This is a genomic window from Methanobacterium sp. (assembly GCA_012838205.1).
In the GTDB taxonomy this organism is placed as follows: Archaea; Methanobacteriota; Methanobacteria; order Methanobacteriales; family Methanobacteriaceae; genus Methanobacterium.
In genome coordinates, this window is sequence record DUPR01000020.1 from 1 (window position 1) to 13404 (window position 13404).

13 protein-coding genes and 1 pseudogene are annotated in these 13404 nt (G+C 33.3%); 6 read left to right on the forward strand and 8 right to left on the reverse strand.

Translation table 11 applies throughout. The features are described 5' to 3' along the window. Window positions 1-9 precede the first annotated feature (9 nt). The 3 genes from GXZ72_02820 to GXZ72_02830 form a co-directional block, all read right to left on the reverse strand. Window positions 10-453 (reverse strand): Hsp20/alpha crystallin family protein, encoded by a 444-nt coding sequence (locus GXZ72_02820; GenBank protein ID HHT18478.1) that lies wholly within the window; start codon window positions 451-453, stop codon window positions 10-12. A gap of 415 nt (window positions 454-868) precedes the next feature. Further along, entirely contained in the window at window positions 869-1126 is a 258-nt protein-coding gene (locus GXZ72_02825) for a hypothetical protein (GenBank protein HHT18479.1), read from the reverse strand. Window positions 1127-1622: 496 nt separating this feature from the next. Beyond that, window positions 1623-1823, reverse strand: a complete 201-nt coding sequence (locus GXZ72_02830; protein HHT18480.1) for a hypothetical protein — start codon at window positions 1821-1823, stop codon at window positions 1623-1625. 269 nt (window positions 1824-2092) lie between these two features. On the opposite strand from GXZ72_02830, the gene GXZ72_02835 reads away from it, so the two are divergent. Further along, complete coding sequence (locus tag GXZ72_02835; GenBank protein ID HHT18481.1) at window positions 2093-2698, forward strand: SatD; 606 nt, start codon at window positions 2093-2095, stop codon at window positions 2696-2698. Between the two features lie 113 nt (window positions 2699-2811). Continuing rightward, window positions 2812-3168, forward strand: a complete 357-nt coding sequence (locus tag GXZ72_02840; protein ID HHT18482.1) for a hypothetical protein — start codon at window positions 2812-2814, stop codon at window positions 3166-3168. 638 nt (window positions 3169-3806) lie between these two features. On the opposite strand, the gene GXZ72_02845 is transcribed toward GXZ72_02840, so the two are convergent. The 3 genes from GXZ72_02845 to GXZ72_02855 form a co-directional block, all read right to left on the reverse strand. Next, window positions 3807-4199: a tetratricopeptide repeat protein gene (locus GXZ72_02845; protein ID HHT18483.1), complete on the reverse strand. Its 393-nt coding sequence runs from the start codon at window positions 4197-4199 to the stop codon at window positions 3807-3809. A 174-nt stretch (window positions 4200-4373) separates the two neighbouring features. Further along, complete coding sequence (locus GXZ72_02850) at window positions 4374-5303, reverse strand: ADP-ribosylglycohydrolase family protein (protein ID HHT18484.1); 930 nt, start codon at window positions 5301-5303, stop codon at window positions 4374-4376. Between the two features lie 214 nt (window positions 5304-5517). Continuing rightward, window positions 5518-6213 (reverse strand): isoprenylcysteine carboxylmethyltransferase family protein, encoded by a 696-nt coding sequence (locus GXZ72_02855; protein HHT18485.1) that lies wholly within the window; start codon window positions 6211-6213, stop codon window positions 5518-5520. A 247-nt stretch (window positions 6214-6460) separates the two neighbouring features. Between GXZ72_02855 and GXZ72_02860 the strand changes: the two genes are divergently transcribed. Next, on the forward strand, window positions 6461-7129 hold the full coding sequence (locus tag GXZ72_02860; GenBank protein ID HHT18486.1) for an NAD(P)/FAD-dependent oxidoreductase: 669 nt from the start codon (window positions 6461-6463) through the stop codon (window positions 7127-7129). A 321-nt stretch (window positions 7130-7450) separates the two neighbouring features. On the opposite strand, the gene GXZ72_02865 is transcribed toward GXZ72_02860, so the two are convergent. Beyond that, window positions 7451-7801: a zinc ribbon domain-containing protein gene (locus GXZ72_02865; protein HHT18487.1), complete on the reverse strand. Its 351-nt coding sequence runs from the start codon at window positions 7799-7801 to the stop codon at window positions 7451-7453. A gap of 463 nt (window positions 7802-8264) precedes the next feature. Here GXZ72_02865 and GXZ72_02870 point away from each other — a divergent pair. Together GXZ72_02870 and GXZ72_02875 are read left to right on the forward strand one after the other, a co-directional pair. Further along, window positions 8265-8773 (forward strand): annotated as a pseudogene (locus GXZ72_02870) (IS5/IS1182 family transposase). A gap of 390 nt (window positions 8774-9163) precedes the next feature. Beyond that, window positions 9164-9934, forward strand: coding sequence for an ion transporter (locus GXZ72_02875; GenBank protein HHT18488.1), 771 nt, complete (start codon window positions 9164-9166; stop codon window positions 9932-9934). A 433-nt stretch (window positions 9935-10367) separates the two neighbouring features. On the opposite strand, the gene GXZ72_02880 is transcribed toward GXZ72_02875, so the two are convergent. Continuing rightward, entirely contained in the window at window positions 10368-10706 is a 339-nt protein-coding gene (locus GXZ72_02880) for a DUF2085 domain-containing protein (protein ID HHT18489.1), read from the reverse strand. Between the two features lie 1373 nt (window positions 10707-12079). Between GXZ72_02880 and gdhA the strand changes: the two genes are divergently transcribed. Further along, window positions 12080-13404 (forward strand): NADP-specific glutamate dehydrogenase (gdhA, locus tag GXZ72_02885; protein HHT18490.1); only part of this gene is annotated, 1325 nt, incomplete at its 3' end.

Sequence of the window (13404 nt, forward strand, 5' to 3'; positions counted from 1 at the left end):
AAAATCCCTTTACTCTAATTTAACCTCATAAGTTTGTCTTTTATCCAGCTTAGGCATGGTCACTGTTAAAACACCATTATCGAACTTGGCAGTGACTTCACTGATCTTCACCTTGGAAGGTAGTACCACCACTCTAGATGAAGTTCCATGATGTCTTTCCCTACGATGGTAGGTCACACCTTTTTCTTCGAAATCTTCTTCAGTTTCCTTCTGAAATTTAGCTTGTATCTCCAAGCTTTCCTCACTAAGGTCAATCTTAATGTCATCCCGGTTTACACCGGGAAGGTCAGTTTTCACCACGATCTTATCATTATCTTCAGACACATCCATGGCTGGTTTAACATGCCCTCCAGTGTATTCTGCAATAGCTTGGTCTAAATCAAGCTGTTTTTCTTTAATCGTCTCAAGCATTTCGTTAAAAATCTTTTCGGCTCGGCTTTTTCTATCATCCATGAAAATCTCCCCATATTATTCATAGTGGAACATACACTTTGTTTATTATTTATAGTCACTTATTGTTTTTATTCTTTTTTCCAGACACACTTAGGTATATAATTAAAAATTTAGAGCAAAATAGGCTCTAAATGGTTATAAAGGATTTATCTACATAATTTCAATATCAAAACAGTTCCTTATAGTAATCAAGAAAAAGGGCACACTACTTTTCCTAATTATCATGTACCAGTCTTAGGAGGAGGAGGCATATGAAATAGGATTTAGAGTATTTTTACTTAAAGGCAAGTTTTGATTCTTTAATTTCTTCAATATTATAAAAAAAGGAGTTCATCGATACATGTTTAAATCCCGTGAATGTTATGATTAGTATTTTAAACCATCAGTTGAAGGTTTTTTATGATGATGTAGGCGGCTAATCGCACTTATAAAGTCCCTTAACATTTTTAAGGTCCAAACGGTTGTACACATTATCCTTATTGTTGTCCCATATCTCCCGCATGGTAGTTTCGGTTTCAGTTAAATAATCCCTAATTAACTGGTCGATTCCATCCCTTATCTCAGGAGGTGTTTCAGGAGTGTTTGCTATGAATAAATAAAGAACCAGCAAATCAAATCCTGTTTTGATAAAATCTAACCTTTCCAATCTCTGATCAAAATCAGTTAACGTCATAGTCCACCCACCAAATCATTAAATCCAGCTTGTTTACTTTAGCCACCTAATTGGATAAAAATACCATTCCCATCTAACTTAGAATTATCCATATGGAATATATAATTTATCAATTACTATAGTTTTTCATTATAACTTATGTTTATATAAATACTGTTACCTCCTACTTAGTGTGGATAGAATAAGGCTGTTAATCATTTTTTTCCTTTTTTACAATGATTATAAATTCTTTTTAAAATATTGGTTGATGATTGTTGCCAGTTCGATTATTAATTAAAGCACTTGTTTTAAATTGACAAAATAGTTCCATATAAAGAATATTCCTCAACATTCAACTAATAAAAATCAATACAATATGTTATTGATCTATACAATTATTGGGATCATCTTTGAATATACACTGCAGCAATAATCTAATTTTTCACGGTGGAATCCTTAGGATATTAAAAAGTTTTAGAGTGTTATTCTGGTTAATAAGGGGTGGTGTGGTGGTATATCAAAATGACGTTAGTATACAGGATCTATAAATAATGCCCAAACCAGTGACATCATAAGACTGGAAAATGGAGCCACATTTAATGAACACGACCTTACCACACTGGGTAAAATAACCAATCTTACCTATGATGTGTGGAACGCAGCCCACACCGATCTTCGGGCTGGTTTTAGCTTTACTGCTGGTGCTGGGAGGATTCATAACCCGCCGAAAAACACAAATAAAAGATCAAATATTCCCTTTTCCCCATTTTTTTTATTCTGAAATATTTTTTGTATTAATACAACAACAAAGATTATATCTTCTTTTAATTATAGATTCACAGACAATAAAATCTATATCTATATATGTTAAAAAGACATTAAATTTTAATACACAGAATTAAATTTTAACGTATTAAATCGGGTATAACAGGCCAGGTTGATAGCGTGTATATTGTTTTAACCGGTGATCTCAAATCATCCAAAAAAATGCTAGACCGTAACCTCTCACAGGAAAAACTGAAAGAGGCAATAAACTATGTTAATTCCAGATTCAAGAATTATCTGGTAACAGATTTCATGATAACTGGTGGGGACAGTTTTCAGGGAATGATATCCCGGCTTGATATTCTGGTCGACCTCTACTTCGCCCTTTATAGTCGCATAGGCAATCCATTCTATCTAGGGGTTGGGATGGGTAGTATATCCACCAGTCTCAGTGAATTTGTCCAGGAAATAGATGGGGAAGCATTCCACCTCTCTGCAGATGCACTGCGCACTGCTAAAAAGAAGAAAAGATGGATAGTGATGGAAAATGGTGTTGAGGGTGATGTGGATGTGGCGGAGTGCATCTTAAACCTACTATTTGAAATAGTATGGTCCTGGACTGATAGACAAGCCAATATCATACTATACTACCGGGAGAAAGGTGAAAACCCTCAGACCATTAAACAGGCGGCTGTGAAGTTTGAAACAGGCTCCCGGAATATCTATAAGACCTTAGAGACTGGTAAATATTCTCTGGTGAAATATAGTGAAGGTGTTGCACGTAAACAGTTAAAGAAAATACAACACACAATAATTGATCCAAAATAGGTTCAAAATCATGATTGAACTTTTTATAGTTCAAAATAGTTTTTGATCATGATGGGATTCACAAATGATGGGATTCATAATAATCATTTTAAAATAATATGGTTAGGATGTAAATGCTTTTAACACTGCTAATTCTATTTTTGGGATATACTCTGGTGGCAGTTATGGGAGTGGCCATAAAAATATTCCTGAAACCCTACAGCGCCAACATTGAAAGTAGTGGAATTAAAGGGGCCGGGGCACTGATCGGTGTTTTTGAAAGAATCCTGGTTTTCACCCTGGTCATGACAGACCAGTACGCTGCTATCTCCATTATCTTCGCTGCCAAGTCCATTGCCCGGTTCAGTGAGTTAAATGACCGGGACTTCGCAGAATACTATCTGCTGGGAACTTTCGCCAGCATCACCATAGCCATAGTGGTGGGTATAATATTCAAACTAATCTTTGGGAACATTCCCCTCTTCCCATAGTAGGCCTCGGCCAGCTGATCATTGCTTATTAAAATGCATTGAAAACTGAATTTAATAAAATAAGTAATAAAAATAAGCAGTGTCCCATGGGGGGGAGGGTTAGTGTTATTTTTTTATCAATTAGATTAATGAACAGTCTATATTAATGAACAGTCTACTTTTTTTTTATTTAACTGACATAAAACGATAAATAATTATAGAAAAATATTAAAACTGAAATTAGGAACAGTGGAAGGTTATAAGTAGTGTTATCATCAATCTTAAAGGATTTTTAGACTTATAATGTAATTCAGAATATCCCACAGGACTAGATTCACCGGAAACAATGTAATCTACTTCATTGGTGTTTGCAAGCAGATTTTTATTATAAGTCAGGTCACAAAATCATCCAATAAATTTGATCTACTGATATTTTACAGGGTATTAAATCTTAATTTATAGGAGAAAAAATCCATTAATAACTAATAAGAACCAAGCTTAAGCTTAACACCAACTTGCTCAAGTCCCAGGGTTTATAGAATAATCTCATCTAAAAATAATAGGATACTACTGGAATATTTTCTTTGATATCTAAAGCCCTTTTTTTGATATCTAAAGCATTTTCCTTGATATCTAAAACACTGGTTTTTTTTAGAATGTTATTTGTCCTGATTTAAGAGTTTAAGAGCCTTATTTTTGTTTAATTTGGCTTTGGAAAAGTATGGATCCAACTTTAGAGCTTCATCATATAGTTTTATTGCCTCTTCCAATTCTCCTAGCTCTACCAGCACAGTAGCTTTGTTGTAGATTGCATGAACACATCCAGGATCTAGGGCTATAGTGTGGTTGAAACAGTTTATAGCTTCTATAAGATTTCCAATTTTATAGAAAGCCAAGCCCATATATACCCAAGCATTAACATCCTGTGGATTATTCCAAACTGCTCTTTTATAGTACGCAATGGCTTCCTGGTAATTTCCAGCATCTAAACAAAATGTAGCTCTGTTGTACCAGTTATCCCCATTTTGAATAAAACTGCTAAAAATACCCATTTTATACCTCCAACAATATTTACATACCATAATTAAATAAATTCCAGAAATTTACAGTTGATCAAGGTATTAATAAATTTTAATCACATATATTTAATTTTAAACCCCAATTAATGTGAAAAATAGCACAAAAAGATGTTTTTTATGTTAAAAATTATTTAATAAATGCTTAAATCAAAGTGTTGGGATTGTAACTTCCCATAATCTTTCAATCAATGAATCAATCAGATTCAACTTGGCTAATTTATCAATCCATTGTTGGTGAATCTTTTTTTTACCATAATAGGCTCCTGCCAGCTGGCCATATATTGCTCCAGTGGTGTCTGCATCTTCACCTAAGTTCACTGCTAACAGGCATCCATCCTGGAAGTTTTCACTGTTGTGAAATGCCCATAGGGCTGCTTCCATGGACTTGACCACGTATCCTCTCCCCCTTATTTCAGGGGGTTCTTTTTCCTTGAAGGAACCACAAGCCACTTGGTCAATTTCAGGTTCTAGAGGGTGTTCTGTCCAGTATCCCTCAACTGGGGAGTATCTTGGTGATAATAGTTCATCTTTGCTTTTCCCGGTTACTGCACCATGGATAAGTCCACCATAGTAACGGCAGGCATCCACAGCTAAGGGATGGTTGTGGGTGGTTCGGCTGCTCATACCAGAGCATTCAATTGCACGGAGAGGATCCCCTAAAAAAAATAATGGCACAGGTGCCAGGCGCATGAGGGAACCATTACCGGCTGAGTGTTCATGGTCTGGTCCAGGGTAAGGTTTGCCAGTGTCCCAGAAATTCATCAAGGCCTCATGGGTGGTGTTGCCTATGTCAAAACATTCACCAGTCACTGAGAGGTGTCCATCATTATACCAGCGTGAATATCTCTGCAACTGATCCGCAGGATCGAATTTTCCAGTTTCAATGAGGCTTTCTGTCAGGCAAAGGGCAAGGGAGGTATCATCAGTCCACATTCCCGGGTTAAGATTGAAAGGTCCTCCACCAGTCATATCATTTACTGGTTGGAAGCTACCAGGATCCTTGAACTCCAGGGGCATTCCCAAGGCATCACCCACTGCCAAACCAAGGATTGTGCCATGGAATTTGTCATGAAAAATTGAAGTTTGTGAATTTTGATTCATGTTATTATATTTGAGGTATTTTTTTTATATTATACATTAGGTTTCAATATATTAGGGGTAATAGATCAGGTTTTATAGTTCCTTCCACTACCATATGGTTACTAAATTTGAACAGATCCTCTAAAAAGAATTCTAGAACCATACTTTTTCTTCAATATTATATTCAAGGCCCATAACCTTTTGATATTAGTTACCAAATATGTGGAAATATTCTATATCTTACTTCTTTAGTATATTCAACATATCCATCCAATTCTTTCTGGAGAGTTTTATCTTCTAGATATGTGCGTATGAAAAGTAGTATCAAGGAAATGGCTACTGGAATTAAACCCCAAAATGAGCCGAGGACTAATGGTGTGGCAACTGAATATATCAATCCACCCAGATATCCGGGATGTCTTATGAAGCTGTAGGGTCCTTCTTTGCATACTGTATGTCCCCGGTCGGTCTGGATGCGGACCACGGCTGAGAAGTATTTGTTCACCATCTTAGCCCATAGGATGATTATCTGTCCAAGGGTGTAGAGGAACATGCCGATGATTGTTATATATAAAGGAATTTGGGGATACCAATAAAAACGCCCCCCATCCAGGGCAGATATTATTAGAATGGCCAGGAATACTGGTATGGAAACCTTTTGGATGTATTTATCCCATTTTTCAACACCCTTTTCAGGTTCCATCCTTTCCTGGATAAGATCAGAAGATAATGTGAAGTAGGCAAAAATGAGAAAAACAAGGTTCAACCCAACATAGGCCCATCCCTGCCAGTAGTCAAGGCGGCCTGCAGAGATAAAGATCACAACCAGTACTACGGCTATGAAAAAAAGAAACTTTAGCATTAATTTTCCACTAATTTTACCTATTGAAGTTTTATGATCCGTCATTTTAATTATCTCTTAAATTTCTTTTTCATCAGCATCAGAATCTATGATTTATTTTATGTTCGGAATAATTAATATATCGGTTTATTTTTGAATTTTTTTAATTTAAGAGATATATATTATAAGAAGCATAAAATCTAGTAATAGAATAGGGGAAAAGGAGATTAAAAGCCTTTGGGTGGAAGAGTTTTTTTTTATGAAAAAAAAATTCGTGAACCATTTTTTTTTATACGGAATGGATGGTGGTTAGATGGGAGTTAAAAAAGAAAATATACCTGAAAAGGGAGCAGCAGTTCAAAAAGATATGGAAACTTATACTATAATTCCATATATCCCTGGAGGTCTGGTGGATCCTACTACTCTACGCAAGATCGCTGATGTTGTAGAGAAATACCAGGTTGAATTTATTAAAATGACTTCAGAGCATAATATCGCATTATTTGGGGTTAAAGAGGCAGATATTGATAATGTTTGGAATGATTTGGGTATGGAGCCAGGGGGTCATACTGGAAAATGTGTTAGGGCGGTTAAGTTTTGCACTGGCAACACTGCATGCAAGAAAGGGTATCAAAACACTGTTGAACTTGGTTTACGTATTGATGAGACTTTTCGTAGGATGCCAACACCTAGAAAGGTTAAAATTTCACTTTCCGGTTGCACTAGTTGTTGTGCTGAATCTGCAGTTCGAGATATTGGTCTTATTGGAACTCCTAAAGGTTGGAATCTCTTAGTGGGTGGAACTTGCGGACTACAAGTCAGGAAAGGTGATTTATTAATAAAGGATCTGTCTGATGACCAAGTTATTGAGTATGTTGGGAAGATACTGGATTATTATAAGAAGAATGGCACAGGAAAAAGATTAGGCCGGTTTATTGATATTATAGGATTTAACAAGTTTTCCGGGGAAATTTTAGGTTAATATTACTCAAGTTTGACAAATATTCCCCTAATAGAGAAAACACTCTATTTTTTTTAACTTTTAATAGTTTCACACTACATCTTATACATTAATTGGAAATCATTCTGTAACTCAAGGAGAAACCTTACAAAAACACGAAAACAAAAAAAATACTTGCAACCATAAAAAACCCCTATTTTTACTTTTTTTAGCAAAGAATTTTTTCAATAGGAATTTCCTTTGTTTATGAAACAGAATATCATTAATTTCTAAATAATATTTATTGGCAATCTTTTTTTAACATTTCATGAAACTTTACTCACTTAAAAAAATGATTGTGTATTATACCACAATCTCACCAGTATTGATTTTCTTTGCAGTGTCATAAGCATCATATATTCCATAAATCCAGAGAATAGGTGTAGTAATAATCCCTATTAAGACCAAAATTAATAAAGCAGATATGATGTATGCTACCATTAGGCCTAACCCTTTTCCTATTTCTCCATTGTAAATTTGTCCTAAACCAACCCATAAAGCAGAAAGCACTGCAGCTAAACCTGGACTTTTAATTTCATGACTTTGTGCTGGATGAAATGGTACATAATGTTGCCTAACCCCACATTTAGGACATATTTCTGCTTTAGCATCAATTTGAGCACCACAATTTGAACAATATTTAGTTTCATTCATCTATATTACCTCCCAATAATAGCAGATCGTATGGAAGATTATATAAATTATCGCAAATTCATGAAATTCACATCTACCTTAAAGACATAGACATTTACAATCACTGTCTATTAGAAATTGTTTTCTAAGCGTACCTAGATTTCTCACAACCATTATATTTTTTTTGGATAATTCCTGGTTTACAACTGCTTTTTCATATCCTAAACGTATATAATCGCTTAAAATCATGAATCCTACATTATTTTTCTTTCAAACCCAAGTTATAATTTCAATTAACGAGTTTAGAGTCTTAGATTTTTCTTCTTTCAGGGAAGGATTTTTCTTCTTGTTTTTCATATTTTATTAACTATTTGACAATTAATTACGTAAAATACATTTTAATTTTAACATTATAAGAATTTTTGGGCTTCTAAACCGTTAAAATTATGTAGAAGTACTTACATATATTTGTTTGGTGACAATAATGAAGCATCACTTAAATTACAGCAAAGAAGACTTGAAATATATCTTGTTAGAGAAAATATTTAAAATTATCAGTTCTCACATCCATTCGTTGTGAGTTTGCTGAAATCGTTCAGCAATTCTCGAAAATCAAAAACCATAATTGCTTCTAAAAGTGTTAAAAACACCAATACGATAATTTTATCAATTAAAATACTATTTACTGCTATTTTTTTCAATACAACCATTGAATTTGTAGCACCTGAGCTTAAAAGAGATAAAAAGTTGCAGAAATACTTCCAAATCAATGAAGTGCCAGTGCACTTCAAATTTCAGAATTCATCTCGCGATTCCATCTTGATACATTCGTTAAAATCACAAACAGCATATTAATGCAAACTAAACCAATTAAAAGATGTGGAAAGACGAACATTTATTGTTGATGCAACGTTTGTTGATTTAGATTACAATACTAAACGTAAACACCGATCTAAAGAATACCTCGAAAAACGCAATCTAAAATGGAGTTACACGTCCCCTAGGGATTTTACATGGATTTAAAGCAATATAATCATGGAATATGTAAAAAAGAAGATAAAAATTAGTATGGATTTTTAAATTAAAAAAGATAGATAAGAGTAGGAATTGCTCATTTTCTGAATAAAGATGATTAAGGCTTGATATCAGTTGAAAGTCTGGAGTTGAGATGATATGGGTTTATAAGCAGTATGAAACCATTTTAATTATTTTTCCAAAGTGAACAATTTCTTTTTACTGTGATAAAGTATTCTTTTTTTTACACGAAATGTTAGATTTATTGAATCTGAATATTGGGTTTAATAAACAATATATAATTGTAGTTTCATATTCATATTTTTACTTTAGCATACCCAAAATTTATAAAATAATAACTTGATGAAAATGGAGAAAAAAGATATTCATCCAATAGTTGATGCTGTAATCATAGTTTTAATTGTCATAGACACTTTTATGCTTTTATTAATCACTTTTTATAATATTGACCCTGTAATTGTTTTTTATGTTATTTATTTTGATTTGTTCGTTTGTGGTGTTCTTTTTGTGGAATTTTTGTTCAGACTTCGCAGAAAGTCTAATAAAAAACTTTATATTATTCGTCATTGGTATGATATTGTTGCAATGATTCCCCTTGATTTTGTTGCTTACAATGTCTTTTTCTTAAGGGTGTTTAGATTTGTTAGGTTTTTCCGTTACATACGATTACTGAGAATAATTGCATTAGCAAGGAAGAGTTTAAAACATTTCGGTGAATTTATTAAAGACACTAATCTTCATTTAAGTCTGGGTATTCTAATTTTCACAATTTTTGCGGGTACAATAATCTTCTTCTTAATAGAAGGAGATTCAAATAGCAGTGTTCAATCTTTATGGGATGCTTTTTGGTATGTGATGCCAACAGTAGCCACACTGGGTTCAGAGGATATTGTACCCAAAACTGCTGCTGGGAGATTAGTGAGCATGTTCATGATGCTTATTGGACTAATTTTCTTTGGTATGCTCACGGCTTCAATTGCTTACTATTATGTTGAAGGGATGGAAAGAGAGATCCAAAAAGAGAGCGATACTGAAATCGAAAAATTAAGATGTCTTATAACTAATTTACAATCAGAAATACAAGAATTAAAAGAAATTATGAAAGAAAAGGAAAAATAAAATATATGGGTCAACTGAAAAAAATGCATTACTTAATATTAGAATTCATGACGGATGGAGTTAAAAAATTTGTTCTATGAAGTATTATTTTATTGAAAGCAGCTGTTCTCAACAGAAAGAAAATAGGTTGGCTCTAAAGTGCAAGAATATCTCAATCTAGAAGTTTATTTGGGGTGGATTCATGATGAACTCATGGTGATTTTTGATAGGGGAATCTTAAGATTTCATTAGAATATAAAAAAATTATTAATTCTTTTCAGCGTATATGCACATGGTATAGGCCACCAACAGTTTTTCTTGTTTTACATGTAACTGTCCATTTTTTTTTGTTGGCAGCGATTTTTTTTATTATTTCTTGTTAATTTTTTATTTATAGTTAAATTATCGAGTAGAACTACTTGTAAGATGATATTTTTAAAGAGGATAACTTACACTACATCCCAATAAATAGCTTAAAAATTATAATAATAAATAATACCATCCCCACCCCACCAATCAAACCTGAAAAGAATCTTAAGAAGTTATTACTTTTTCTTAAACCAATTGATTGTGTGTAACCGTCAATCAAAGTAGGGATCATTATTAAAACTGAAAAACAGAATAAATTGAATGAATATTGGATATCATGAAATAGTAAAAAAACAGCTGACAAAGAACCTATTGCTAGACCAGTGCATCTGGCACAAACTGGGAATTGCTTAGTTTTAAAATAGAAAGATCTTTCAGGAATTTGATGGCAGAGTTTCAACCTTCGAATTAAATCACTAAACATAAACCATTACCCAATGCTAACATTTTTATTGCCCATAACTTTTTTTGATTATGGAAAAGTATATAATTATTGAACAGGGATATTATAATAATATCATATATTTATAGGATGTGTTTTAGTGAGTGATGAAAACCCAATGTCAAATCCCTGTATGATGATTATTGTTATTGCCTGTGGAATTGTTCTCGGTGTTCTTATTTTGGCTTATTGTGGTTAAATTCATCAGTTAATCTCTAACAGGTTTAATAAGATGCATCGCTTACAATTTTCTCTTATAATATCATATTTTACGTGTTAAATGTATAATTTACTGAAAAAATCTCAAAGATTTGAAAATTGTTCGATTTTCATCATTTCCGTTTTTCTACATCTGTTGAACCGGTTCTTTCTACTTAATATTGATAATTATTGCTTGCACTACTTTTTTTCCTCTTATTTTGATGATTTATTAGCCCCTCTTTTACTTTTTTCTTATATTAACTTGCTCCTTTCAATTTATAACAAAAAAATTTATTCTCTTAAATATTTAATAATATTTATTTTATTAGTTTCCATTGTATGGGAGTATTTAATAGTTTTTGCCAAACCTACAAGTGTTTCCGACCCTATTGATGTATTATTTTATGTTTTTGGGACTATTATTTATTGGATAATACACAAAATGTGGGGAAAATAACAAATAACATAGATTCTGAGACTCAGAGGCTTAGAAATGTGTTAGGGTTAAAACACATAATCAAGCACGAAGACTTTATCCTTGACGTTATGAATAAACTGTTTTTTGAGATTATATATGCCCACATGATAAGACGGAGAAATATTAAACCATATCAGTAGAACTAAAAGACTTATATTCCCTTTTGAAAACTCGTTTAAAAACTCTCAAACTCTCATTTTCGTTCAATTTCTAGTGCGACACTTGCCAAGATAGATGTGTATATAAAAAAAAGGTTGCTTTAACTTGCACGGAAACTTCCATAATTCACCCACTATCAATATTACTTTTATCTAAATTAATAATATATTGTATAAATATATTTTTTTAAGTCCGGTGCGGATGAAGCTGATGCAATATTGAGAATAGTGAAAAGTAAGAGCATTGTGTATGAACCTCAGAAAGAACATTTAAAATTAGGTTAATCCTTATTAAGTATGAATAATCTATAGATTATTAAATAGTAGCAGATTATGTACCTGAAGAAAAAAATAAAAAAATTTATCTTCTGATGATTTTAGTAAAGGTAAATGAAAATAAAGGGTATTAAAATTAGGAATAACCCTTAAAGTTTGGATTTTATGGTTGACAAAATGTTTAATTTTTTTATTAGAGGCATAATATTGATTTTGTCATCTGAAAATTAGGAGATGAGGATATGACATACGTAGATGATGTTTTAGAAGAGCTTGAGAGAAAAAATCCCTATGAACCAGAGTTCATACAGACTGCGACTGAGATTTTAAGATGTCTAGATGTGGTGTTTGAAAGGCATCCTGAATTTCAGGAAGCAAAGATTTTGGAAAGATTCCTAGAACCGGAAAGAGTGGTGATGTTCCGGGTACCATGGGTTGATGATAATGGTGAAGTACAAGTGAATCGAGGTTTTCGTGTGCAGTTCAACAGTGCACTTGGCCCATATAAAGGAGGGCTACGTTTTCATGAGTCAGTTAATTTATCGATTCTTAAATTATTAGGATTAGAACAGATATTAAAAAACAGCCTAACAAGCATGTCGATTGGCGGTGCAAAGGGTGGAAGTGATTTTAATCCAAAAGGCAAATCTGATGCTGAGGTTATGAGATTCTGCCAGAGTTTCATGACTGAACTTAGAAATTATATAGGGCCTGATATTGATGTTCCTGCTGGGGATATTGGTGTGGGTTCAAGAGAAGTGGGTTACCTATTTGGGCATTACAATAGAATTACAAAAAGGCATACTTGCGTATTAACCGGAAGTGGAATAGAATATGGTGGATCTCATGTAAGAAAAGAAGCTACAGGTTATGGCCTTATTTATATATTGGAAGAAGCTTTAAGAGCAAGAGGAGAAGTTTTGGAAGGTAAAAAGATAATAGTTTCTGGTTCAGGAAATGTGGCCATATATGCAGCTGAAAAAGCTATACAACTTGGAGCAAAAGTTATTGCCATGTCTGACTCAAGAGGTTACATTCATGATGAGAATGGAATATCCATCCCATTTGTAAAAATTATCAAAGAAGAAGAAAGAAAACCTGTCAAGGAATACTTAAGAGATTTTCCTGATACAGTTTATACTGAAGGAAGTACAGGTATTTGGAATATAAAATGTGATATAGCTCTCCCCTGCGCTACTCAAAACGAGTTAGATGGAGATTCAGCAAGAAAACTTATTAATAATGGAGTTAAGTATGTTGCAGAAGGAGCAAACAAGCCTTCAACCCCTGAAGCTACCGAATTATTCTTAAAATCAGGATTAATTTTCTTACCAGGAAAAGCAGCTAATGCAGGGGGAGTTACAACCAGTGTACTGGAAATGGCACAAAGAAGCTCAAATATGCACTGGTCATTTGATGAGGTTGATTTACGATTAAAAAGAAACATGGTTGAAATATATAGAAATATTGATGAAATTGCTAAAGAATATGGATGTGAGGGCAACTATGTGGTAGGAGCTAATATTGCAGGATTTCTTAAAGTTGCAAAGGCAATGATGGCTCAGGG